At 72.2% G+C, this 22,663-nt stretch carries 19 protein-coding genes and 1 pseudogene; 7 read left to right on the top strand and 13 right to left on the bottom strand.

The window, feature by feature from the left end:
* Positions 1 to 60: 60 nt before the first annotated feature.
* From ACZ6WH_RS23840 to ACZ6WH_RS23815, 6 genes are all read right to left on the bottom strand, one after another.
* Positions 61 to 1,095: a BMP family lipoprotein gene (locus ACZ6WH_RS23840; RefSeq protein ID WP_469730395.1), complete on the bottom strand. Its 1,035-nt coding sequence runs from the start codon at positions 1,093 to 1,095 to the stop codon at positions 61 to 63.
* Positions 1,096 to 1,227: 132 nt separating this feature from the next.
* Positions 1,228 to 2,466, bottom strand: a complete 1,239-nt coding sequence (locus ACZ6WH_RS23835) for an amidohydrolase (protein WP_469730687.1) — start codon at positions 2,464 to 2,466, stop codon at positions 1,228 to 1,230.
* Between the two features lie 197 nt (positions 2,467 to 2,663).
* On the bottom strand, positions 2,664 to 3,881 hold the full coding sequence (locus ACZ6WH_RS23830) for a hypothetical protein (protein ID WP_432864637.1): 1,218 nt from the start codon (positions 3,879 to 3,881) through the stop codon (positions 2,664 to 2,666).
* Positions 3,878 to 4,810 carry an N-acetylneuraminate synthase family protein gene (locus tag ACZ6WH_RS23825; RefSeq protein WP_052863819.1) on the bottom strand — a complete coding sequence of 311 codons (933 nt, stop codon included), beginning with the start codon at positions 4,808 to 4,810 and terminating at the stop codon, positions 3,878 to 3,880. The genes ACZ6WH_RS23830 and ACZ6WH_RS23825 overlap by 4 nt, the downstream gene beginning before the upstream one ends.
* A gap of 104 nt (positions 4,811 to 4,914) precedes the next feature.
* The gene (locus ACZ6WH_RS23820) at positions 4,915 to 6,189 is read right to left on the bottom strand and encodes a cytidylyltransferase domain-containing protein (RefSeq protein WP_469730392.1); all 1,275 of its coding nucleotides are present in this window, start codon (positions 6,187 to 6,189) and stop codon (positions 4,915 to 4,917) included.
* 35 nt (positions 6,190 to 6,224) lie between these two features.
* Complete coding sequence (locus ACZ6WH_RS23815) at positions 6,225 to 7,544, bottom strand: DUF6716 putative glycosyltransferase (RefSeq protein WP_469730390.1); 1,320 nt, start codon at positions 7,542 to 7,544, stop codon at positions 6,225 to 6,227.
* 187 nt (positions 7,545 to 7,731) lie between these two features.
* On the opposite strand from ACZ6WH_RS23815, the gene ACZ6WH_RS23810 reads away from it, so the two are divergent.
* From ACZ6WH_RS23810 to ACZ6WH_RS23800, 3 genes are read left to right on the top strand one after another with little or no spacing between them, the layout of a single operon-like run.
* Entirely contained in the window at positions 7,732 to 8,709 is a 978-nt protein-coding gene (locus ACZ6WH_RS23810) for a glycosyltransferase family 2 protein (protein WP_469730388.1), read from the top strand.
* Positions 8,709 to 10,118: a polysialyltransferase family glycosyltransferase gene (locus tag ACZ6WH_RS23805; protein WP_432858198.1), complete on the top strand. Its 1,410-nt coding sequence runs from the start codon at positions 8,709 to 8,711 to the stop codon at positions 10,116 to 10,118. The genes ACZ6WH_RS23810 and ACZ6WH_RS23805 overlap by 1 nt, the downstream gene beginning before the upstream one ends.
* Positions 10,115 to 11,245, top strand: coding sequence for an acyltransferase family protein (locus ACZ6WH_RS23800; RefSeq protein ID WP_432858196.1), 1,131 nt, complete (start codon positions 10,115 to 10,117; stop codon positions 11,243 to 11,245). Before ACZ6WH_RS23805 ends, ACZ6WH_RS23800 begins: the two co-directional genes overlap by 4 nt.
* 41 nt (positions 11,246 to 11,286) lie before the next feature.
* Here the strand turns inward: ACZ6WH_RS23800 and ACZ6WH_RS23795 are convergent, their stop codons facing one another.
* Positions 11,287 to 11,970 (bottom strand): TetR/AcrR family transcriptional regulator C-terminal domain-containing protein, encoded by a 684-nt coding sequence (locus ACZ6WH_RS23795; protein ID WP_469730385.1) that lies wholly within the window; start codon positions 11,968 to 11,970, stop codon positions 11,287 to 11,289.
* Positions 11,971 to 12,044: 74 nt separating this feature from the next.
* On the opposite strand from ACZ6WH_RS23795, the gene ACZ6WH_RS23790 reads away from it, so the two are divergent.
* Together ACZ6WH_RS23790 and ACZ6WH_RS23785 are read left to right on the top strand one after the other, a co-directional pair.
* Complete coding sequence (locus ACZ6WH_RS23790; RefSeq protein WP_469730383.1) at positions 12,045 to 13,556, top strand: FAD-dependent monooxygenase; 1,512 nt, start codon at positions 12,045 to 12,047, stop codon at positions 13,554 to 13,556.
* 21 nt (positions 13,557 to 13,577) lie between these two features.
* A pseudogene (locus ACZ6WH_RS23785) lies at positions 13,578 to 13,948 on the top strand (GNAT family N-acetyltransferase); the annotation flags it as partial.
* Here ACZ6WH_RS23785 and ACZ6WH_RS23780 read toward each other — a convergent pair.
* The 3 genes from ACZ6WH_RS23780 to ACZ6WH_RS23770 all read right to left on the bottom strand — a co-directional run bounded on the left by ACZ6WH_RS23780 (position 13,933) and on the right by ACZ6WH_RS23770 (position 16,531).
* The gene (locus ACZ6WH_RS23780; RefSeq protein ID WP_469730381.1) at positions 13,933 to 14,379 is read right to left on the bottom strand and encodes a cytidine deaminase family protein; all 447 of its coding nucleotides are present in this window, start codon (positions 14,377 to 14,379) and stop codon (positions 13,933 to 13,935) included. The pseudogene ACZ6WH_RS23785 and the gene ACZ6WH_RS23780 overlap by 16 nt on opposite strands.
* A gap of 106 nt (positions 14,380 to 14,485) precedes the next feature.
* Complete coding sequence (locus ACZ6WH_RS23775) at positions 14,486 to 15,883, bottom strand: GntT/GntP/DsdX family permease (RefSeq protein ID WP_432858186.1); 1,398 nt, start codon at positions 15,881 to 15,883, stop codon at positions 14,486 to 14,488.
* A 111-nt stretch (positions 15,884 to 15,994) separates the two neighbouring features.
* A complete protein-coding gene (locus ACZ6WH_RS23770; RefSeq protein WP_469730379.1) occupies positions 15,995 to 16,531 on the bottom strand; it encodes a gluconokinase in 537 nt (178 codons plus the stop codon).
* Between the two features lie 166 nt (positions 16,532 to 16,697).
* Between ACZ6WH_RS23770 and ACZ6WH_RS23765 the strand changes: the two genes are divergently transcribed.
* The gene (locus tag ACZ6WH_RS23765; protein WP_469730377.1) at positions 16,698 to 17,399 is read left to right on the top strand and encodes a FadR/GntR family transcriptional regulator; all 702 of its coding nucleotides are present in this window, start codon (positions 16,698 to 16,700) and stop codon (positions 17,397 to 17,399) included.
* A 299-nt stretch (positions 17,400 to 17,698) separates the two neighbouring features.
* Here ACZ6WH_RS23765 and ACZ6WH_RS23760 read toward each other — a convergent pair whose 3' ends face one another.
* Positions 17,699 to 19,297 carry an acyl-CoA mutase large subunit family protein gene (locus ACZ6WH_RS23760; protein WP_469730375.1) on the bottom strand — a complete coding sequence of 533 codons (1,599 nt, stop codon included), beginning with the start codon at positions 19,295 to 19,297 and terminating at the stop codon, positions 17,699 to 17,701.
* A gap of 183 nt (positions 19,298 to 19,480) precedes the next feature.
* On the opposite strand from ACZ6WH_RS23760, the gene ACZ6WH_RS23755 reads away from it, so the two are divergent.
* Entirely contained in the window at positions 19,481 to 20,308 is an 828-nt protein-coding gene (locus ACZ6WH_RS23755; protein ID WP_469730373.1) for a L,D-transpeptidase family protein, read from the top strand.
* A 286-nt stretch (positions 20,309 to 20,594) separates the two neighbouring features.
* On the opposite strand, the gene ACZ6WH_RS23750 is transcribed toward ACZ6WH_RS23755, so the two are convergent.
* Both ACZ6WH_RS23750 and ACZ6WH_RS23745 read right to left on the bottom strand, forming a co-directional pair.
* Positions 20,595 to 21,734: a hypothetical protein gene (locus ACZ6WH_RS23750; protein WP_469730371.1), complete on the bottom strand. Its 1,140-nt coding sequence runs from the start codon at positions 21,732 to 21,734 to the stop codon at positions 20,595 to 20,597.
* Positions 21,734 to 22,528, bottom strand: a complete 795-nt coding sequence (locus tag ACZ6WH_RS23745; protein WP_432858178.1) for an RNA polymerase sigma factor — start codon at positions 22,526 to 22,528, stop codon at positions 21,734 to 21,736. The genes ACZ6WH_RS23750 and ACZ6WH_RS23745 overlap by 1 nt, the downstream gene beginning before the upstream one ends.
* Positions 22,529 to 22,663 lie beyond the last annotated feature (135 nt).

The raw sequence follows: 22,663 nt of genomic DNA, 5'->3' as shown, positions 1-22,663 counted from the left end.
GGCGGGGCGGCCGGGACGGCCCCGCCCCCGTACCGGGCTCGTGGAGCCCCTGGCTGGCTCTTACTTGGCGGGCGTCTCGGAGACCTTGACGTCTCCCTTGACGATCTTCTTCTCCGCCTCGTCGAGCTTGCCCTTGATGTCGTCGATGAAGCCGCCGGAGGTGGCCAGCTTGACGCCCTGCTGCTTGAGCGTGAGGTGGGCGGTGCCGGTCAGCGGCTTGCCGTCCTCGACGCTCTTGATCACGTCGTAGACCGCCACGTCGACGTTCTTCACCACGGAGGTGAGGATGTGGTCCTTGTACTTGGCCAGGCCCGGCTGCGCGTACTGGTCGGAGTCCACGCCGATGGCCCAGGCGCCCTTCGTGCCGGCGACCATCTCGATCGAACCGGCGCCGGACTGGCCCGCTGCGGTGTAGATGACGTCCTTGCCGTCGTCGAGCATGCCCTTGGCCTTGCCCTTGGCGGCGGCCGGGTCGTTGAAGCCCTTGTCGTCGTTGGCGTAGAGGTACTGCGCCGTGACCTTGACCTTGGGGTCGGTGTCCTTGACGCCCTGCTCGAAGCCGGCCTGGAACTTCTGGATCAGCGCGTTGTTCACGCCGCCGATGAAGCCGACCTTCTTGGTCTTGGTCTTCAGCGCCGCGGCCACGCCGGCGAGGTAGGAGCCCTCGTTCTCGGTGAAGTTGATGCCGTAGACGTTCTTGGCGGTGGACGGCGCGTCCACCACGGCGAAGGTGGTCTTCGGGAACTTCTTCGCGACCTTGTTGATGGAGTTGCCGTAGTTGAAGCCGACGCCGATGACGGGGTTGAAGCCGGCTTCGGCGAGGGAGGTCAGCCGCTGCTCGCGGTCGGCCTCGGTCTCGCCGTTCTTGGCGGTCATGAGCTTGGACTTCACGCCCAGCTCCTGCTCGGCCTTGTCGGTGCCGCGGGCCGCCGCCTCGTTGAACGAGTGGTCGTCCCGGCCGCCGACGTCGAACGCGAGGCCGACGCCCTTGTCCTTGCCGGCGGCCTCGGTGGAGGATTCGCCACAGGCGGTGAGCGAGAGAGCGAGAGCCGCGGAGGCTATGCCCGCGGCAGCGATCTTGGTTACCCGGCGCACGAGGGGTCCCCTTCGACTCGTAGCGCCTCCTACGGCGCTGATTCCGCCGCATCGTAACGCGCGTAGATGCCAGAGAAAGGGGTGTCTGGAAGCCGTTATCGGATCGTCGCGAAGCGGGTCCTACGGCTGGGTCTACAGCGCGTTACGGTCGAGCAACGCGGCGGCTGTGAACAGCTCCACGCCCACCCGGACCGCCTCCTCGTCGACGTCGAAGTCGCCCTGGTGCAGGTCGCGTCCGACCGGGTCGCCGACCGGCTTCACGCCCAGCCGGGCCATCGCGCCGGGCACCTTCTCCAGGTACCAGGAGAAGTCCTCGCCGCCGAGGGACTGCTCGGTGTCCTCGACCGAATCCGGGCCGCGCCGGGCCGCCATGGCGTTCTGCAGCAGCTGCGTGGTGAGCGGCTCGTTGACCACCGGCGGCACCCCGCGCACGTACGTGATCTGGGACTTGGCACGGTGCAGCGTGGCGACCTCGTCGATCGCGGAGTACACCAGGTCCGGGGCCTGCCGCCAGGCCTCCAGGTCCAGGCAGCGGACGGTGCCGGACAGCTCGGCGCGCTGCGGGATGACGTTGCACGCGTGGCCGGTCTCCAGGCGGCCCCAGGTCACGGCGAGGCCGGCCCGGGCGTCGACCCGGCGGGCGATCAGCGCGGGCACGTCGACCGCGACCCGGGCCGCGGCGGTGACCAGGTCGGTGGTCAGGTGCGGCCGCGCGGTGTGGCCGCCGGGGCCCTCCAGCGCGACCTCCAGCCGGTCGCAGGCGGAGGTGATCGGGCCGGTGCGCAGCCCGATCCGGCCCACGTCGACCTTGGGGTCGCAGTGCACGGCGAGGATGCGGCCGACGCCCTCCAGCACCCCGGAGTCGATGGCGTCGGTGGCGCCGCCGGGCAGCACCTCCTCGGCGGGCTGGAACAGCAGCCGCACCGGGCCGGGCAGCAGGCCGCGCGCCGCGAGGTCGGCGAGGACCAGCCCGGCTCCGAGCACGACGGTGGTGTGCACGTCGTGGCCGCAGGCGTGGGCGCGGTCGGGCACCGTCGAGCGGTAGTCGACGGTCTTGGTGTCCGGGATGGGCAGCGCGTCGATGTCGGCCCGCAGCGCGAGCATGGGGCGCCCGGCGTCCGGCGTCGTACCCGGTTCCCGGCCGATGTCGCAGATCAGGCCGGTACCGGTGTCCAGGACGCGGGGGGCCAGGCCGGCCTTCTCCAGTCGCGCCTTGAGCGCGGCGGTGGTGCGGAACTCCTGGTTTCCGAGCTCCGGGTGCATGTGCAAGTCCCGCCGGAAGGCGATGAGTTCGGCGCGCAACTCCTCGGTGAGCGCTCCGGGCAGGGTTCCCCGTGCGGGGCTGGCATCGGCTTCGGGTCCGCGGGACATCAGTTGGTTCACCCGCTGAAGGTTACGGTGCCGGGCGGGGCAACTGTCCGTCGATCAACAAAAGTTCAGCCCGTTAGGGGAAGACAATCTAGGCCGCCCGGCGCATGGACAGGTCATCAAGGGGGTATGACGTAGGGTTTCACGTACTGGCGAATCCCAAACCCCGATCTTGTGGACCGGCCCTGTGCACGCGCCCGTCAGCAGGACCCGGCGAAGGTGAGTCGCTGCACGTCACGGGCGGTTCCGGTGACGCCGGAGAGGAAACCCTGGGCGCGCGGCGAGGCCTTGGTGGTGAGCCAGGCGGGGTCCACGTCGCAGACCGCGACCTTGACCCCGGTGCCGACCAGCGCGAGCGGCAGGGTGTGCACCACGGTGGACGGGAAGCTGAGGATCATCCGTCCTATGGGCCCGCGCCGGGCGATCAGTTCGAGCGGCAGGTCGGGCCGGACGATCTCCAGTCCGGTGGCGGCCGCCAGCGCGTGCAGCTTCTCGGCGCTCTCCCTGCGGTGTGCGAAGTAGCGGGTGGCGCCGTGCGTACGGGCCAGTGCGCGGACGGCGGCGAGGTAGTGGTCCGGGTCGACGACGCCGGTCTCGACCAGGGAGGTGCCCACGATGTCGGTGCCGCGGGTGAGCCGGGGCGGGCCGAAGCGGGCCCGGGTCCAGGCGAACTCGTTGGCGGTGACGGTGACGCCCGGCGGGGGTTCGACGGGCATCGAGGAGAAGACGGCGACGGTACGGCGGTCGCTGTCGGGCACCGGCGTGAGCCGGCGGCGCGCCGCCGCGGAGAACGGCGCGAAGACCAGGTCGCGCGGGCTGCGGCCGCCGCCGCTGCGGTGCCAGCGCACCAGCTGCTCGCCCCGCGCGAGCTGGGAGATGAACTCCATGGTGGCGGTGCCGTCGTCGACGACGACCAGGTCCCGCGCCCGGGTGAGCGTCAGCAGCAGCTGGACGTAGCGCGAGAACGGGTCGCCGATGACGATGCGGCGGGCGCGGCGCAGCAGCGGGGTGAGGCCCCCGATGGTCCGCAGGGGGGCGGCCGCGCCGCCGCGCGCCTCCTCCCAGCGGACCGCGCACCCCTCGTCCCGCGCCAGCTCCGCCATCCGGCGCAGCTGGCCGCGGGTCATCGGGTCGTGCGGGGAGAGCACGACGACGGTGAGCTCGCCGGCCTGCGTCGCCTGGTGCAGGTACGCCCATTCCAGGACGTTGAGCAGCTGCACGGGGCTCTCGACGAAGGCGAGGGTGGCCCCGGTGGCGTCCGAGTGCTGCCGGGGCTCCCCCCTCCGCGTGCGGCGGGCGGCCCTGCGGGAGTCAGGGCCTTCCGCCGCCTCCTGGGCCGGGCCCCCACGCCCGGCCTCGGGGACAGGGCCCCGGGCCCCGTCTGCTGCGCTCACGGTGTCGTCGCGCTTTCTGCTCAGACCGAGACGGGCTCGCGGTCGGCGGCCTCGGCCTCGGCGACGACGCCCGCGACGCGGCGGAGCTTCTTCATCGGGCCGAGCTCGCTCTCGTACACCTTCTTGACGCCGTCACCGAGGGACTCCTCGATGGTGCGGATGTCGCGGACCAGCCGGGTCAGGCCCTGCGGCTCGACGGAGGCGGCCTGGTCCGAGCCCCACATGGCGCGGTCGAGGGTGATGTGGCGCTCGACGAAGGTGGCGCCGAGGGCGACGGCGGCGAGGGTGGTCTGCAGGCCGGTCTCGTGGCCGGAGTAGCCGATCGGGACGTTCGGGTACTCGTCCTGCAGGGTGTTGATCATCCGCAGGTTCAGCTCCTCGGCCTTGGCCGGGTAGGTGCTGGTGGCGTGGCAGAGCAGGATGTTGTCGCTGCCCAGGACCTCGACCGCGTGGCGGATCTGCTTCGGGGTGGACATGCCGGTGGAGAGGATGACCGTACGGCCGGTGGCGCGCATGGCCTTCAGCAGCTCGTCGTCGGTCAGCGAGGCGGAGGCGACCTTGTAGCAGGGCACGTCGAACTTCTCCAGGAAGGCGACGGACTCCACGTCCCACGGGGAGGCGAACCACTGGATGTTGCGCTTCTTGCAGTAGTCGTCGATGGCGCGGTAGCCGTCCTCGTCGAACTCCACGCGGTGGCGGTAGTCGATGTAGGTCATCCGGCCCCAGGGGGTGTCGCGCTCGATGTCCCACTGGTCGCGGGGGGTGCAGATCTCGGGGGTGCGCTTCTGGAACTTCACGGCGTCGCAGCCGGCGTCGGCGGCGGCGTCGATGAGCGCGAAGGCGTTCTCCAGGTCTCCGTTGTGGTTGATGCCGATCTCACCGGTGACGTAGACGGGGTGGCCAGGCCCTGCGATCCGGTTGCCGAGGGTGCGGAGGCGGTTGTTGCTGGTCATGAGGGAGAGTTCCTTCGTTGTCGGGTGTCTCTCGGAGAGACGGGGACGGTTGTTCCGGAGCGGGTCCGGCGGGTGTGTCCGGGTCGGTTCCGGGACGGGACGCCTCAGAGAGACGGGCCGAGGAGCCAGGAGGCGATCTCACGGATCGCCCCGCTGCCCCCGGGAGTCGAGGTGACGGCGCGGGCCGCGCCGCGTACGACGTCGTGGGCGCTCGCGACCGCCACGGGCCAGCCGACGAGGCCGAAGCACGGGAGGTCGTTGGCGTCGTTGCCGACGTAGAGCACGCGCTCGGGCGCGATGCCCTGGTCCTCGCACCACTGCTTGAGCGCGAGGTCCTTGCGGTCGATGCCGTGCAGGACCGGGATCTGGAGTTTCCGGGCCCGCGCGGCGACGACCGGGTTCTGTTCCGTGGACAGGATGAGCAGCTTCAGCTGCTCCGACTTGCGCAGGGCGCCGATGCCGAGGCCGTCGCCGCGGTGCACGGAGACGAATTCCCGTCCTTCGGAGTCGATCAGCACCCGGTCGTCGGTCTGGGTGCCGTCGAAGTCGAGTACGACCGCGTCCACGTCGTCCAGCGTGGGGAGGGCCCCGGGACGGGGGCTGTCCAGCAGCGGCGCGAGGGCGCGGGCGCGGGCCAGGTCGTGCGGGTCGTCGACCTCCAGCACGCGGGCCGGGTCGGTGCGCACCAGTTCGGTACGGCCGAAGAAGCGGTGGTTCGCGGTGCGGAAGCCGGCCGCGTCCATGGCGTACGCGGCGCCGGTCTCCAGGAGGTCCTGGGGGCGGTCCTGGCGGCGCGGCCGGAAGGACTTGTCGTGGTTGACGCCGTAGCCGCCCGCCTCGGTGCCGACCGTGGTCACGGTCGCCTCGCCGCCCTCGGCGGTGCGGGCGCCGGTGGTCCGGGCCGCGGCGTCCGCGTCGTCGGCCGCGTCGCGCCACACGAAGCCGTGGAAGGGGGCGACGGTCAGCGCGGAGTCGGCGCCCTGCTCGACGACGGCGGCGGCCACCCCGTCGATGTCCTCGCGGACGATGAAGGGGCTGGTGCACTGGACGAGGAGGACCGCGTCGACGGCGGTGCCGTGCTCGGTCTCGTACGCGTCCATGGCGTGCAGAACGGCGGCCTCGCTGGTGGCGGTGTCACCGGCGATGGCACCGGGGCGGCGGACGATCACCGCGCCCGCGCCGCCCGCGGCGGCGGCGATGGCGTCGTCGTCGGTGGAGACCACGACGTCGGTGATCAGGCGGGCCGCCAGGCACTCGCGCACCGCGCGGGCCACCAGCGGCACGCCGCCGACGGCGGCGAGGTTCTTGGCGGGGACGCCCTTGGATCCGCCTCTGGCGGGGATGACGGCGATGACGGTGGGCCGGTCGGTCGGCGGCATGTCGGGCTCCTTCCGGAGGCCGGTCGAGGGGAGGGTCACAGCTGCCCCCAGCGGCGGATGGCGGGGGCGACGCGCTGGACGCCGTGCCGGTAGGCGCCGCGGGCCGCCTCGCGGACGGTGTCGCGGGCCACGCGGCGCAGTCCGGTCGGCTCCGCCGCGCCGGGCTCGTAGCCGGGCAGCGGGTCGCCCTTGGGGTCCAGGCCGTGCCGGGCGAGGAGGCCGGGCAGATAGCCGGGGGCCGTGCGGGGGGTGTAGTACGGGGCGAGCGGCGGCAGCTCGGCGGCGTCGCACAGCTCGGTGACGCGGGCGCGGGCCGCGTCGAACGCCTTCTCGTACGCCCCTTCGGCGCACACGCCCTGCGCCGCGACCCACTCCGGGTCCGGCTCGGGCAGGTACCCGGCGTCCAGCTCGTCCCAGGAGGCCAGGCAGCCGGAGCCGAGGAAGTGGTGGTTGCCGAGCGCCTCGCGGATGCCGAGGTCGGTGAGAATCACCGTCGGGACGCCGCGGTGCAGGGACTCCAGCGCGGCGGTCGAGGAGACCGTGACCATCAGGTCGGTGCGGTCCAGGACCTCGCCCATGTTCCCGTAGACCAGGCGGCAGTTGGCGGGCAGTCCGCCGGGGACCTTCGCCGCGAGCTTCTGGTACGGCAGCTCCTCGATGTGCGTGGTGTGCTCGCCCGGCTTGCTGCGGAGCTTGATGAGCACCTCGCGGGCGGGGTGCCGGCGGGCGTGCTCCACGGCGCGGCGCAGCAGGTACGCGCGGTCGTTCCGGTTGTCCGGCACGGAGGGCTGGACCGCGAAGACCACGGTGCGCACCTCGTCCGTACGGTCGTGCGCGGCGCCCCCGAGGAAGGGCAGCGCGCACTCCACGACGCCGCGGTCGTCGGCGTTCACGCCCCGGTAGACCGCGCGGAAGCGGTCCGCGTCGTGCCGGGAGTTGGCGAGCACCACGTCGGCGCCGTGCCGCAGCAGCAGCCCGTCGGCGAGCTTTTCGTAGACCACGCCGACGTAGCCGGTGACGACGGCGGGGCGGCGGGCGCTGCCCTCCCAGGCGCGGGCCAGGCCGTGCAGCATCGCCTGCACCGCGCCGCCCACGCAGGACAGCAGCACCACGTCGTAGGCGGTACGGTCGATGGACCGCACGAAGTCGACCCCGCGGATCTCGCGCAGCGCGTCCGCCCGGGCCCCGACCTCGTCGAGCTGCCGGACGGTGGGCGTGGCACGGCCGCGGAGCAGGAAGCCGTCGAGCCGGCAGCCGGGCTGGAGGCGGTGCGCCGTGAGGGCGCCCCACTTCCACCGGGTGTCCGAGTCGGCGAGGACCGCGACCCGCGGCGTGGAAGGTGTACGTGATGGCACGTCGAAGACGCTAGGAAGGCATTTCGATTCGCGGGCCAACTGAGCCGCAACAAAGGGTTAACAGCACATCGACGAACGGCGAACCGGCAGGCCGGAAAGGGCGGTTAACCATTCCGCCATTCTTCGTTCACCCTGACGTACGCAAGCGGTAAAGACGAATGCCGGAGCCGCACCTAACGTCACGTGAGTGGTTAAGCTCTCCGTCATCGTGCCGTTCTACAACGTGCAGACATACGCGCCCGACACCCTGAGAAGTCTCGCGGCCAACGCGCGGGACGACTTCGAATTCCTCCTCGTCGACGACTGCTCGCGCGACGGGACGCCGCAGATTCTGGAGCGCGCCGAGCGTGAACTGCCGGGCGCCCGGCTGCTGCGGCACGAGCAGAACGGCGGCCTGGCCACCGCCCGGAATACCGGCCTGGACGCGGCCCGCGGCGAATACCTCGCCTTCCTGGACGGGGACGACTGGCTCGCCCCCGGCTACTACCAGGAGCTGCTCGGCGCGATCGAGGCGCTGGGCTGCGATTTCGTCCGCACCGACCACGTGCAGTGCACCGCGCGGGCACGCTCCGTGCACCGGGTGCCGCACGGCCGGCGCGACGTCGTCCTGGACCCGCGCGACCTGATCCTGCCCGCCGACCGCTCCACCTCGGTCGACTACGCGTTCGCCTGGGCCGGGATGTACCACCGGCGGCTGCTGGACGACGGCGTGCTGCATTTCCGGCACGGGCTGCGCACCGCTGAGGACCGCCCCTGGATCTGGCGGCTGCACCGCGAGGCGCAGTCGATGGCGGTGCTCGGGATGCTGGGCGTCTTCTACCGGCGCGGCGTGGCCTCGTCGCTGACCCAGATCGGCGACGTCCGCCAGCTGGACTTCATCCGGGCGTTCGACCAGGTCGTCGAGGAGACGGCGAAGGACCGGGACGCGGCGGTACTGCTGCCGAAGGCGGTCCGGACGTATTGCGCCATCATTTCCCACCACCTCGGTTCGATCGACCGTTTCGAACCGCAGGTGGCCCGTAAATTGCGTTCGATGAGTGCCGCGGCATTGAAGCGAATGCCGCAGGACGTATTGAAGGAAGCTCTGGATTCCATGGATGTACAGCGCGCTTCCCGGCTCCGTCGGCTGCGCCGCAAGCCGGTCCCGGTGGAGGTGGCCGCCTGATGTCCGCCGCCGGATTCTCCGCGCGGTCCGCCGGGCCGCGTACGCAGATCTTCTTCGCGTCCACCCTGTACGGCGCCGCCACCCTGGCCGCCGCCCTGGACGCCGACCGTTTTGAACCGGCCGGCCGCCGGATTCTGCTGGTCAGCAACAATGCCGCCATTCCCGAGACCACTCCGGCGCTGGACGCGATGCCGGGCTTCGAACGGCTGCGGGGGCGGTTCGACGAGGTGCGGTCCTGGAACGAGACGATCTCCCCGTTCCACCCCGGCGGCTGGGCCCCGCGCGCCGATGACGCGCCCCTGTGGGAGCGCCATCTGCGGCTGCTGTGGGAGCTGGGTGACGCGCCCGTCGAGCTGATCGTCGAGTCCATCCAGGTCAATCCGGCGCTCGCGCTCTGCCAGATCTTCCAGGGCGCGCCGGTCGAGGTCTACGCGGACGGCCTGATGAGCTACGGGCCGACCCGCTCCAAGCTCGACCCGCTGGTCGGCACCCGCATCCGGCGCCTGCTCCACCTGGACCTGGTGTCCGGTCTGAAGCCGCTGCTGCTCACCGAGTTCGGGGTGCCGGCCGAGACGGTGCCGACCGAGCCGTTCCTCGCGGTGCTGGCGGAGCTGGCCGAGGAGACGGAGCGGCGTACGGAGCCGGCGCCCGTACCGGACGGGGGCGGTGCCCTGCTGCTGGGCCAGTACCTCTCCGCGCTCTCCATCCTCACCGCCGAGGAAGAGGAGGAGCTGCACGTCGAGATGTTGCGCGGGGCCGTGGACCTGGGACACCGCCGGGTCGTCTTCAAGCCGCACCCGACCGCGCCCGCGCGCTGGTCCCGGGTGCTGGAGGAGGAGGCGGAGCGGCTCGGTGCCGAGCTGACCGTGGAGGACACGCCGCAGCTCGCCGAGGTGCTGTACCAGCGCATGAAGCCCGCGCTCGTCGTCGGCTGCTTCTCCACCGCGCTGCTGACGGCCACCGCGTTCTACGGCCTGCCCGTCGCCCGGATCGGCACCGACCTGCTGCTGGAGCGGCTGGCGCCGTACCAGAACAGCAACCGCGTCCCGGTCACCATCGTCGACGCGCTGCTGCCGCCGCTGACCGACGCGTCCGCGGTGGCCCGCTGGACGCCGCCCACCGAGGGCGAGGTGGCACGCGAACTGACCGGCCTGGTCAAGGCGGTCGGGTACGCGATGCAGCACCAGATCTACCCGGACCTGCGTCCGGCGGCCGAGCGCTACCTCGCCACCCGGCTGGACACCGGCACCTGGCGCTACTTCAAGCGCCGCCGCCTCACCGCCCTGGCGCTGCCCGGCGGGGTGCCGGTCCAGCTCGCGTTCATCCCGCGCAACGCCACCGTGCGGCGGGTCGCCCGGCGGGCCCGTTCGGTGCAGCGCCGGCTCAAGAAGCGGGCAGCGTTCGGATGACGACCGCACCGGCTCCCCCCACGCTCCCCGCCCACCGGCGGCCGGGAGCGCCCGTGCCCCTGCGCGCCGTCGGCCCCACCCGGCTGCGCGCCCTGGACGGACTGCGCCTGCTCGCCGCCCTGATGGTGGCCGCCTACCACTACGGCGGCCGGGACGGCGAGATCGGCGACGCCTGGGGCAGTTCGCCCGCCGCCCAGTTCCCGACCGCCTCGGGCTTCTTCGCGTACGGCTGCCTGGGCGTGCAGATCTTCTTCGTCATCAGTGGCTTCGTGATCTGCATGAGCGGCTGGGGGCGGCCGCTCCGCGCGTTCTTCGCGAGCCGCGTCTCCCGCCTCTTCCCGGCGTACTGGGCGGCGGTCATATTGGTGACCGCCGTCTTCGCCCTCCCCTGGGTGGCGTACGAGGCGGTCTCCCCCACCGACGCGCTGACCAACCTCACCATGCTGCAGATGCCGCTGGGCGTGGACCGGGTGCTCGGCGTGTGCTGGACGCTCTGGGCCGAGCTGCGCTTCTACGCGCTCTTCGCGCTCTGTGTGGTCCTGCCGGGCGCCACCCGCGGCCGGGTCGTGATGTTCTGCGCCGGCTGGACGCTGGCCTCCGTGGTCGCCGAGGCGGCGAACAACTCGTTCCTCGACATCGCGCTCATGCCCGAGTACGCGCCGTTCTTCATCGGCGGCATCGGCTTCTACCTGATCCACCGCTACGGCCCCCGCGACACCACCGGCTGGGCGATCGTGGCAGTCAGCTGGCTGCTCGGCCAGCACTACGCGGTCTCCCGGCTCTGGCACCCGGCGGACATGCCGGACGCGTTCTCCTACCGGCCCTCGCTCGGCATCATCGCCGTCGTCACCCTCGGCTACCTGCTGATCGCGGCCGTGGCGCTGGGCAAGCTGCGGTGGGCCAACTGGCGCTGGCTGACCGTCGCCGGCGCCCTGACCTACCCCTTCTACCTGATACACGAGCACCTGGGCTGGGTGGCCGTACAGCTTTTCCACCGCGGCCTCGGCCTCCCGGCGGCGGCCACCTTCCCGCTGGTCGTGGCGGTGATGCTCGCCCTGGCCTGGTGCCTGTACCGGTTCGTCGAACGCCCCCTCACCCCACGGCTGAAACGATCCCTCATGGGGTGAACCCCGGGGCGACCCCCGGGGCGCACCTCACGGGGCGCACCTCAGGAGGCGGCGGGCCGCGCCGTCGCCTCGATTCCCGCGACGACGATGCGCAGACCGGCCTCGAAGGCCCGGTCGAAGTCGCCGAAGAACTCCTGGCCCACGGCGGCCGCGAGCGGATACCGGTCTCCCAGCCGGCGCTCGCGGTCGCCGAGGTCGTATGCGGGGTCCCGGGACTCCGGGCCGCGCTCCTCCGGCGGGCCGGGCTCGGGGAAGACCGACTGCTCCTCGATGACCAGGCCGATCGTGAAGTTGTACGCGGCCCACCAGGCGTGCGCCGCCTCGCCGAGCGTGAAGCCGACGCCCGTCAGCGCCCGCAGCAGGGCGTCCATCGGCGCGGCGTAGCTGTCATCGGTCATCCGCGTGCCGGAGAAGACCTTGCCGCCGTCGCGGTAGTCCAGGAGGGTGCGGCGCAGCGTGCGGCAGCTCGTCCGCAGCATGTCCTGCCAGATCGCGTCCGGGCCGCCCGGCGGGGCACCGGCGAACTCCGCCGCCATCCGCCGGAACATCTCGGTGGCCATCTCGTCGAGCAGTTCCTGCTTGTTCTTGAAGTGCCAGTACAGGGCCGGGGCCTGGACGTTCAGCTCCTTGGCGATGCGGCGCAGGGTGAGCCCGTCCAGGCCCACCTCGTTCAGCAGCCGCAGGGCGGTGTCCACCACCTGTGTCCGGTCCAGTCGCGTTGCCATGTTGACAATTTAACACCGTTAAGCCCATGCTCGGCACCATGCCACTTAACAGCGTTAAGGACAGGGGTGCAGGCATGGACACGACCGTGGACGTACTGATCGCGGGAGCGGGCCCGACCGGCCTGGCCCTCGCCGTGGACCTCGCCCGGCGCGGCGTACGCGCGCTGGTCGTCGAGCGGCAGGACGCGCTCTCACCCGGCGCCCGCGGCACGGGGCTCCAGCCACGCACCCAGGAGGTCTACGACGACCTCGGCGTGCTGCCCGCCGTGCGCGCGGCGGGCGGCCCGTACCCGGACATGGCCGTCTGGCGGGACGGCCGCATCTCGGAGACGTTCGAGATGGTGGAGCGGGTGGAGCCGACGCCGCACACCCCGTACGCCAACGCGCTGATGGTCCCGCAGTGGCGCAACGCCGAGCTGCTCCTGCAGCGGCTGACGGAACTGGGCGGGAGCGTCCGGTTCCGCACCGGGCTGACGGCGTTCCGCCAGGACGCGGACGGCGTCACCGCCGAGCTGGCGGCCACCGCGGACGGCCCCGCGCACACCGTGCGCGCCCGGTACCTCGTCGGCGCCGACGGCGGCCGCAGCGCCGTCCGCCGGCAGCTGGGCACCCCGATGAGCGGCCCGGACCTGGAGCCGGGCGCCGTGCTCCTCGCGGATCTGCGCGTGGCCGGCCTGGACCGGGACCACTGGCACCTCTTCCCGCAGCCGGGCGGCGGCTTCGTCACGCTGCTGCCGCTCGCCGGGACGGACACCTTCCAGAGCATGACAGCGCTCTCCGCCGACACCCCGGACACCCGCCCCGAGGCCGTCCGCGCGACCCTCGCGGCCCACACCCACCTGGCCCCGGAGCAGATCCGCGAGGTGCTGTGGACCTCGGTCTTCCGGCCCCGCGCCGGCATGGCCGAACGGTTCCGCGACGGCCGGGTCCTCCTCGCCGGGGACGCCGCGCACGTCCACTCCCCCGCCGGCGGCCAGGGCCTGAACACCAGCGTCCAGGACGCCTACAACCTCGGCTGGAAGCTCGGCCAGGTGCTGCGGCACGGCGCGCCCGACGCGCTGCTGGACACGTACGAGAGCGAGCGGCTGCCGGTCGCCGCCGGGATCCTGGAGACCAGCACCCGGCTGCACCGCTCCCGCTCACTGCGGCGCGGCCGCGACCTGCACCAGCTCACGCTCGGCTACCGCGAGTCCCCGCTGACCGGCGAGCACCGCACCGGGCTCGCGCCGGACGCGCTGCGGGCCGGCGACCGCGCGCCCGACGCGCCCTGCACCACCCCCGACGGCACGCCGTTCCGCCTCTTCGACGCCTTCCGGGGCCCGCACTTCACCCTGCTCGCCCTCGACGGCGCCGAGCCGCCCCGGCCGGCCGCCGAGTGGGCCGCGCACGTCCGCACGTACCGGATCGGCGGCCCCACGCCCGATCTGCTCGACGCCTCGGGCCACGTCCGGCAGGCGTACGGCGACGGCGGCCTCTTCCTGGTCCGCCCGGACGGCTACGTGGCCGTGGCCGCCACCGAACCGGGCCCGGTCGCCGCGGCACTGACCCGGCACTTCCCGGCCGCCACCACCGCCCGGGCCGCCTGAGCACCGGCGGACGCGGCGGACGTGGCCGAGGTGTGGCTGCGGTCGTACGAGGCCGCGCTGCCCGGTGTCGTACGGGCGTGGTTCCGCACGGTGGCCGTACCGGAACGGGAGACCCGGGTCGCGGACGCCGGCGGCGAGATCGCCGGAATGATGGTGCTGCACGGCACGCGCGAGCTGGACCAGCTGCCCCGGAACGGCGCGGCCAGGGCCTCGGCGACCGCTTCGTCGCGCCGGCGAAGGAGCGCCGCCCCGGCGGGCCGGCGCTGTGGACCTTCCAGGTCAACCGGCCCGCGCAGCGGTTCTACCTGCGCCACGGCTTCCGCGAGCGGTTCCGCACCGACGGCCGGGACAACGAGGAGCGGGAGCCGGACGTGCGTTACGCGTGGCTGCCGGAGGGCCGATCCACCGGGTCCGGTGGGATGTCCTGTTCCGCCGTCACGTACGCCTCGGGCAGCAGCGCACCGACCGGCAGGGCCCGGACCGCCCCGCCCGGGCCGACCACGACGGTGAGGTCCGGGTAGTAGTCCAGCAGCACCTGGCGGCAGCGGCCGCAGGGCGGGACGACGCCGCGGCCCTCGTCGGCGACCGCCACGATCTGCCGCAGGTCGTACGCGCCCTGCGCGGCCGCTGCCCCCATGACGACCAGCTCGGCGCAGGGGCCGCCGGTGAAGTGGTAGACGTTCAGGCCGGTGACGATGCGGCCGTCGGCCGTCCTGGCGGCCGCCGCCACGGTGTGGTCGTCGCCCTGCGCGTACGCCGCGACGGCCTCCTCCGCTGCGCGCACCAGCGCGTGGTCGACCGGTACGCCGTCGTCGCTGCTCATGGGATCGCCTCTCGTACGGAGAACAGGAGGTCCGGAAGCCACGAAGGGCCGTACGGACGCTATCCGTCCGTACGGCCCTGCCGCGAAGAGATTTCCCCGTGCCGGGCTACAAGACCAGCGACAGCAGCAGCACGCAGATGATCGACACGACGGAGATGATCGTCTCCATCAGGGACCAGGTCTTGACCGTCTGCCCGACGTTCATGCCGAAGTACTCCTTCACCAGCCAGAATCCCGCGTCGTTGACGTGGCTGAAGAAGAGCGAGCCGGCGCCGACCGCGAGGACCATGAGCGCCGCGTGGGTGGTGCTCATGTCGGCGGCCAGCGGGGCGACGAGCCCGGCGGCGGAGACCGTGGCGACCGTCGCGGAGCCGGTGGCGAGGCGGATGGCGACCGCGATCAGCCAGCCGAGCAGCAGCGCGGGCAGGCCCCAGTCCTTGGACAGGTCCAGGATCATGTCACCGACGCCGACGTCGACCAGGGTCTGCTTGAAGCCGCCGCCCGCGCCGACGATCAGCAGGATGCCGGCGATCGGGGCGAGGGACTTCTCCACCGTCGTGGAGAGCCGCCCGGCGGTGAAGCCCGCGGCCCGGCCGAGGGTGAACATGCCGACCAGCACCGCGACCAGCAGCGCGATCATCGGGGAGCCGATCACGTCGAAGACGCGCTGCACGTGGTCCTCGGGGTCGTCGACGACGATGTCGACCAGGGCCTTGGCGAGCATCAGGACGACCGGCAGCAGCACGGTGGACAGCGTCGCGCCGAAGCTGGGGCGCTTCTCCAGGTCCTCGGAGGGACGCTGGGGGATCATCTTCTCCGGCGGGGCGATGTCCACCCAGCGGGCGGCGAAGCGGGAGAAGACCGGGCCCGCCAGGATCGCGGTCGGGATCGCGACGACCACGCCGAGGGCGAGGGTGACGCCGAGGTTGGCCTTGATCGCGTCGATGGCGACGAGCGGGCCGGGGTGCGGCGGGATCAGACCGTGCATGACGGAGAGGCCGGCCAGCGCCGGGATGCCGATCCGCATCAGGGAGAAGTTGCCGCGCTTGGCGACCAGCAGCACGACCGGGATCAGCAGCACGATGCCGACCTCGAAGAAGAGCGGCAGACCGACGATCGCGGCGATCAGGACCATCGCCCACGGCATCATGCGTCTGCTGGACTTGGCGAGGATCGTGTCGACGATCTGGTCGGCGCCGCCGGAGTCGGCGAGCAGCTTGCCGAGGATCGCGCCGAGCGCGATCAGCACGCCCACGCCGGCGACGGTGTCGCCCAGGCCGCTGGTGAAGCTGGTGATGGCCTTGTCCAGCGGCGCGCCCGCAACGGCGCCGAGCGCCAGCGAGCCGATGGTCAGGGCCAGGAAGGCGTGCAGCTTGAACCGGGTGATGAGCAGAACGATGACGGCGATGCCGACGAGTACGGAGATGCCCAGCTGAGCGTTGCCTGCCGAGGTGATCGGCTCGGCCGCGTCCGCTGCCATCATCTCGACGCTGAGATGGGTCACGGCGTGTCCTTCGGTAGGAGCCCGGTCTCGTGATCGGAGCTCGGGGGTACGGCTCGGTACCGGAGCCCCGGGGAAGGGCGCCGGTTCAGAGCTCGGGGGTGCGGCTCCTGATCAGAGCTCGGTGGCGGCCGGGGAGGTGCCCTCGTCGAGCTGCCGCAGCGCTGCGACGGCCCGCTCGGTGATCTCTTCCGGGGTGCCGGAGACGTCCACCGCCACACCGCGCTCGTCGTCGGCGAGCGGCTGCAGGGTGGCGAACTGGGAGTCCAGCAGCGCGGTGGGCATGAAGTGGCCCTTGCGCTCGGACATGCGGCCCTCGATCAGCTCGCGCGAGCCGGTGAGGTGCAGGAAGACGATGCCGGGCGCGGCGGCCCGGAGACGGTCGCGGTAGACCCGCTTGAGCGCGGAGCTGCTGACCACCCCGCCCTTGCCGGCCCGGTCGTGCGCCCAGGCGCCGATGGCGTCCAGCCACGGCTCACGGTCGGCGTCGTCGAGCGGGTACCCGGCGGACATCTTGGCGATGTTGGCCGGGGGATGAAAGTCGTCGCCCTCGGCGTACGGCACATCCAGCGCGTCGGCGACGAGCGGTCCGATCGTCGTCTTGCCGGTGCCGGCGACTCCCATCACGACGATGACATGGGGGGTGCTCATCGCGGTCTACCTCGCTCGCTCGTCCTCATTGACTTGGCGTGACGAACCACCTCGGTGGCTCGAATGCATCGCTCCACTGAAACCCATTAGGTACGACGTATTCAAGAGTCTGTGATGCAAACGTCATACTTAATCTTCCCGAGGCTCGGGAACGTAGGCTTATCGCATGGAAAACGCGGGGCAGGGACTGCATGCGAGGGTGCTGGAGTCCCTCGGGCCGGAGATCACAGCCGGCGAGCACCGGCCGGGTTCGGTCCTGCGCACCGACGAGCTGGCCCAGCGCTACGACGTCTCCCGCACGGTCATCCGGGAGGCGGTACGCGTCCTGGAGTCCATGCACCTGGTGGAATCCCGGCGCCGGGTGGGCGTGACCGTCCGCCCCACCGAGGAATGGAACGTCTATGACCCGCGGGTCATCCGCTGGCGGCTGGCCGGCGCCGACCGCGCCCGCCAGCTCCGCTCCCTCACCGTGCTGCGCTGCGCAGTCGAACCGGTCGCGGCGGGACTGGCGGCCCGGAACGCCACGCCCGAGCAGTGCGCGGCGCTCACCGAGCACGCGATGGGCATGGTGGCCACCTCACGCGGCCAGCAGCTGGAGGCGTACCTCGTCCACGACACCGACTTCCACAGGACGCTGCTGACGGCCTCGGGCAACGAGATGTTCGCCCGCCTGCACGAAGTGGTGGCGGCGATCCTGACCGGCCGCACCCACCACCACGTGATGTTCACCGACCCCGACCCGGCGGCGGTCACCCTGCACGTCCAGGTCGCCGAGGCGATCCGCACCGGCGACGCGGCCCGCGCCGAGGAGCTGACCCGCGAGATCACCGTCGGCGCGATGGCCGAACTGGACATCCTCGCCCCCTGACGGGCCAGGCACACGCGCCCTCAGAACAACGGCTGCTGCCCCGGAAACGGCGGCTCCTCCGGATCGAACAGCTTCTCCGCCGGCGCCATCATGGGCGCCATCCGCCGCGACCCCGGACACGAGATCAGCTCCAGCCCGGACCGCCGCCCAGGCGGATCATGCCGGGCAAACCGCCCCCCGACCACAGCAATGTCTCTGGTGCACACGGGACAGGTACGACGGGGTGACGACATGACACCAGTGTGACTCAGGGCGCGGACCACGGTCCGCGCCCCGCCCTCACCACCGGCCGTCTCCGGTCAGAACGCGTCCGTCGGGACGTACGCGCCCCAGACGTCTCGGAGGGTGTTGCAGACCTCGCCGACCGTTGCCCTGGCCTTCAGGGCCTGCTTCATGGGGTAGAGGACGTTGTCCGTGCCCTCGGCGGCCTTTTTCAGGTCGGCCAGGGCGGCGTCCACCGCGGCCCGGTCGCGCTCGGCGCGCAGCTTCTTCAGGCGTTCGGCCTGCTGGGCCTCGATGGCCGGGTCGACGCGGTGCGGCTCGTACAGCTCTTCCTCGTCGAGCTGGTAGCGGTTGACGCCGACGACGACGCGCTCGCCGGAGTCGGTCTCCTGGGCGATGCGGTACGCGCTGCGCTCGATCTCGTTCTTCTGGAAGCCGTTCTCGATGGCGGTGACGGCACCGCCCAGGTCCTCGACCCTGCCCATCAGTTCGACGGCGGCGGCCTCGACGTCGTCGGTCATCTTCTCGACGACGTAGGACCCGGCGAACGGGTCGACGGTGGCGGTGACATCGGTCTCGTATGCGAGGACCTGCTGGGTGCGCAGGGCGAGGCGGGCCGACTTGTCGGTGGGGAGGGCGATGGCCTCGTCGAAGGAGTTGGTGTGCAGCGACTGGGTGCCGCCGAGGACGGCGGCCAGGCCCTGGACGGCCACGCGTACGAGGTTGACCTCGGGCTGCTGGGCCGTCAGCTGCACGCCGGCGGTCTGCGTGTGGAAGCGCAGCATCAGCGACTTGGGGTTCTCGGCGCCGAACTCCTCCTTCATGACGCGGGCCCAGATGCGGCGGGCGGCACGGAACTTGGCCACCTCTTCGAGGATCGTCGTGCGGGAGACGAAGAAGAAGGAGAGCCGCGGGGCGAAGTCGTCGACGTCCATGCCGGCGGCGACGGCGGTGCGTACGTACTCGATGCCGTCCGCGAGGGTGAACGCGATCTCCTGCGCGGGGGAGGCGCCGGCCTCGGCCATGTGGTAGCCGGAGATCGAGATGGTGTTCCACTTCGGGATCTCGGCCTTGCAGTACTTGAAGATGTCGGCGATCAGGCGCAGCGACGGCTTGGGCGGAAAGATGTACGTGCCGCGGGCGATGTACTCCTTGAGCACGTCGTTCTGGATGGTGCCGGTGAGCTTGGCGGGGTCCACGCCCTGCTCCTCGCCGACCAGTTGGTACAGGAGCAGCAGCAGGGCGCCCGGCGCGTTGATGGTCATCGAGGTGGAGACCTTGTCCAGCGGGATGCCGTCGAACAGCACCCGCATGTCCTCGATGGAGTCGATCGCCACGCCGACCTTGCCGACCTCGCCGGAGGCGATCGGCGCGTCGGAGTCGTGGCCCATCTGGGTCGGCAGGTCGAAGGCGACCGAGAGGCCCATCGTGCCGTTCTCGATCAGCTGCTTGTAGCGCGCGTTGGACTCCTTGGCCGTACCGAAGCCGGCGTACTGGCGCATCGTCCACGGGCGTCCGGTGTACATCGTGGGGTACACGCCACGGGTGTAGGGGTACGCGCCGGGCTCGCCCAGCTTGTCCGCGGCGTCCCAGTCGCCGAGCGCGTCCGGCCCGTAGACGGGTTCGATGGGCAAACCGCTCTCGGTGTGCCGAGAACTGCCGGTCTCGCGCGCCATGGTGCCTGCCTCCCGCTGTGCTACTGCTCAGTAATGATGGGCGTTTGCGACGGACTGTAGCGGCGCCCGTGCGCCCCGTGGAGGGGCGCGGCCTGGGACCTTGCTCACAGCATGACCGCAGGTTCCGCGGGCCGCAGCGCCGGGAAGCATGAGGAGGGGCGGGTGAGACCACAGGGGTGGGACATGCATCGCAGCGAAGCGTTCCGCACGCTGACCGGCACGCTGGTGCTGGCCGCCGTCCTGACGTCGACGACGGGCTGCAAGGAGATGCGGATCCGGGTCGACGACGGCAAGGGCGCCGGGCGGACCGCCACGGCCCCGCCGACCGCACCGGCCGCGCCGCCCTCGTCCCGCGCGACGGACCCGACGCACGCCGCGCCGAAGCCGGTGCCGGCCCAGGGCGCCCGGAGCGAGCAGGTGCGCGAGCTGCAGGCGCGCCTGCGCCAGGTGCAGCACTTCGACCGGAATCCCACGGGGTACTACGGCCCGGTCACCGCCGCCGCGGTCTCGGACTTCCAGCGCGCGCAGGGCCTGCCGCGTACGGGCAGCGTGGACGCGGCGACACTGAGCGCCCTGCGGGCACGGACGCACGCGCCGACGCGGAGCGAGCTGTATCCGCCGACCGCCAAGCCGGCCGCGGCGCCCGACAAGCGCTGTCTGACGGGCCGCGTGATCTGCATAAGCAAGACGAGTGACACGCTGACATGGATGGTTGACGGCCGGGCCGTCTCGGCGATGGACGTGCGCTTCGGCTCGCAGTACGCGCCCACCCGCGAGGGCACCTTCGCCATCACCTTCAAGAGCCGCCACCACGTCTCGACGCTCTACGACACGCCGATGCCGTACGCGATGTTCTTCAGCGGCGGCCAGGCGATCCACTACTCCGCCGACTTCGCGGCCCGCGGCTACTCCGGCGCCTCACACGGCTGCGTCAACGTCCGCGACAAGAACAAGATCGCCACCCTGTTCCAGCAGGCACCCCCCGGCACAAAGGTAGTCATATACAAGTAACCACCCCAGCCCGCAAAAAACGGACCACACGCAACACCCCGCTCTTGACCGCAACCATCAATTGAGCAACCACAACGGCGAGCACAGGATCCGCGAGAGCGGCGCCGGCTTAGGCGCAAAAAAAGGGGCGCGAGCGGGGCCGGGGGAACGTGCCCCGCTCGCGCCGACGCGCGGTGCCGTAGGTACGGGGGGAACCCCGGCGCCCGCGCAGCCGATGACCAGTCGGCTTCAGTACGTACAGCGTCACGGGTTCAAAAAACGTCACACCCGATGGTCAGGAGGGGTGTCAGCCGGTCGGGGACGGGGTGGCGGAGGGAGTCCGCGTGGCGTCCGTGGACTCGGGCGACGGGGTCGCCGTGGTGGGGGCGGGGGTCGGTGAGACGCTCGGCGCGTAGCCTGGGTGGCTTTCGTCGTCGTCGCCCTGGCCGCCGCCCGACGCGCCGCCCCCGGAGCCGCTGCCGCCGTCGGAGCCGCCGTCGCCCGACGTGCCGTCACCGGAGGAACCGGTGCCGCCCGTGAGGCCGGAGGAGCCGCCTGTGGCGTCCCCCGAGCCGCCGACCCCGCCGGTCAGGCCGTTCTGCTGGAGGTACCGCCGACAGAAGGCGTGCAGCCGGTCGGCGCCGCCGGCCGCGCGCTCCAGGCGGCGTACCCGGTCCCGGTCGCCGGAGTCGACGCGGCCGGCTTCGTAGTCGCGGCAGAGGGCGAGTGCGGCCGCCCGCCGCTCGGCCCGGTCGCCGCCGTCCGCGTCCTTCCCGCCGGGGGTGAGGTCCGGTACGGGGAGGTCCACGGCTGCGTCGTCGCCGTCGCGGCCGAGTGTCGGCCGCCCGTCGGGGCGCTCGGGCGTGGTGGGGGTCGCGGGGTCCGCGGCGTCCGTGCCGGCGTCGGGTGCGCGCGTGCCTCCGTCCGAGGCATCGGGGGCGGGGGCCCGGCTCTCCAGCGGGCTGGGGGTGACGGCGGCCGAGACGCTGGGGGACGGGCCGGGTTCGCCGCCGCGGAAGGGGGTGGGGAGGACTCCGGTGCCGGTGGCCACGGCGACGCCACCGAGGGCGCAGCCGGCGAGGGCGACGGCGAGGCCGCGCCGGAAGGGGCGGCCGAGGCGGGTGCGTTCGGAGGTGCGGGGCGCGCCGCCGCCGGGCACGGACCGCACCACGGGTATCCCGTCCTCCGCGGCGCTCTCCGCCGCGCCGGCGGCCGTGGCCGTGTCGCGCGTAGACCTGCCTGCCGAAGCCTGCCGGAAAGCGGCGACGGCGGCCTCCTCGCCGGGGAGCGCGGTGTCGGGAGAAGGGGCGGCGGCCGTCCTGGCGGCCGCGTCGAGCAGGTCGTCGAGTTCTTCCGCGCCGCGGCCGCGTCCGGCATCGACCCGTTCGCCACGCAGCAAACGCTCCGCGGCGTCCTCGTCGAGCCAGTTGTACCGGTCGTCGGCCATCACATGTCCTTCTGCGTACGTGCGGCCGTTTCCGTCACACCAGGTACGCACGGTTCCGTTCCGCCGCTGCGGCGTGCACGGCCCTGGGGAGGCACCCCGCCCACAGGCCCGTCGGCCGGCTGCTCCCCTGCTACAGGACGGTCGGGAAGCCCTTCCGGTTGCTCCGGCGGAACGCCTCCTTCACCGGGCGCCGCGTCCTCCCCCCGCCCGGTGATCAGCTCCGCGAGCCGGCGCAGTCCGCGGTGGGCCGCGGTGCGCACGGCGCCCGGGCGCTTGCCGAGCACTCCGGCCGCGCTCTTGGCGTCGAGCCCGACGACCACCCGCAGCACGACCGCCTCGGCCTGGTCCTGGGGCAGCTGGGAGATCAGCCGGAACGCGCGGCCCGTGCCGAGCGACTCCAGGGCCTCGTCGACGGTGTCGGACGGGCCCGGCTTGTCGGTCAGTTCGCTCTCGTCGCCGCCGATGGCCGGGCGGCGGCCGCGCATGCGGATGTGGTCCAGGGCGCGGTTGCGGGCGATGCGGGCCGCCCAGCCGCGGAAGCGGTCGGCGTCGCCGCTGAACCGGACGAGGTCCCGGGTGATCTGCAGCCAGGCTTCGGAGGCGACATCCTCCGCGTCCGCTTCGCCCACCAGGGTCCGTACATATCCCAGAAGTCGCGGATGTACGGCCCGGTAGACGGTACGGAAGGCCGCCTCGTCGCCGTCCTGTGCCGCCTGTACGGCGACCGTCAACCGGCTGTCGTCCGGCTGAGTGTCGTCCCCTTGCACGGGTCCATCCTGTCGCACGCGGAGCATCCGCTGCCCGGTCGTTGCTGCCTACGTCTGCTGCCGTCATCCGGCTACCGCAGGTAAACGAACTGCTTATGGCGCCGACGGTATCCCGTGGTGCCACCTACGCCGAAGTAAGTACGTCCGGCCCGTCCGCCGGCC

The organism is Streptomyces sp. NPDC050806, from assembly GCF_055586425.1.
This window is presented reverse-complemented; position numbering and strand designations above follow the sequence as displayed.

Bases quoted from the DNA above. Each gene is read 5' to 3' on its own strand.
- ACZ6WH_RS23745 (WP_432858178.1), bottom strand. From the start codon at position 22,528: ATGCTCCGCGTGCGACAGGATGGACCCGTGCAAGGGGACGACACTCAG.
- ACZ6WH_RS23765 (WP_469730377.1), top strand. From the start codon at position 16,698: ATGGAAAACGCGGGGCAGGGACTGCATGCGAGGGTGCTGGAGTCCCTC.
- ACZ6WH_RS23770 (WP_469730379.1), bottom strand. From the start codon at position 16,531: ATGAGCACCCCCCATGTCATCGTCGTGATGGGAGTCGCCGGCACCGGC.
- ACZ6WH_RS23805 (WP_432858198.1), top strand. From the start codon at position 8,709: ATGTCCGCCGCCGGATTCTCCGCGCGGTCCGCCGGGCCGCGTACGCAG.
- ACZ6WH_RS23835 (WP_469730687.1), bottom strand. From the start codon at position 2,466: ATGTCCCGCGGACCCGAAGCCGATGCCAGCCCCGCACGGGGAACCCTG.
- ACZ6WH_RS23795 (WP_469730385.1), bottom strand. From the start codon at position 11,970: ATGGCAACGCGACTGGACCGGACACAGGTGGTGGACACCGCCCTGCGG.
- ACZ6WH_RS23820 (WP_469730392.1), bottom strand. From the start codon at position 6,189: ATGCCGCCGACCGACCGGCCCACCGTCATCGCCGTCATCCCCGCCAGA.
- ACZ6WH_RS23780 (WP_469730381.1), bottom strand. From the start codon at position 14,379: ATGAGCAGCGACGACGGCGTACCGGTCGACCACGCGCTGGTGCGCGCA.
- ACZ6WH_RS23825 (WP_052863819.1), bottom strand. From the start codon at position 4,810: ATGACCAGCAACAACCGCCTCCGCACCCTCGGCAACCGGATCGCAGGG.
- ACZ6WH_RS23790 (WP_469730383.1), top strand. From the start codon at position 12,045: ATGGACACGACCGTGGACGTACTGATCGCGGGAGCGGGCCCGACCGGC.
- ACZ6WH_RS23750 (WP_469730371.1), bottom strand. From the start codon at position 21,734: ATGGCCGACGACCGGTACAACTGGCTCGACGAGGACGCCGCGGAGCGT.
- ACZ6WH_RS23760 (WP_469730375.1), bottom strand. From the start codon at position 19,297: ATGGCGCGCGAGACCGGCAGTTCTCGGCACACCGAGAGCGGTTTGCCC.
- ACZ6WH_RS23800 (WP_432858196.1), top strand. From the start codon at position 10,115: ATGACGACCGCACCGGCTCCCCCCACGCTCCCCGCCCACCGGCGGCCG.
- ACZ6WH_RS23755 (WP_469730373.1), top strand. From the start codon at position 19,481: ATGCATCGCAGCGAAGCGTTCCGCACGCTGACCGGCACGCTGGTGCTG.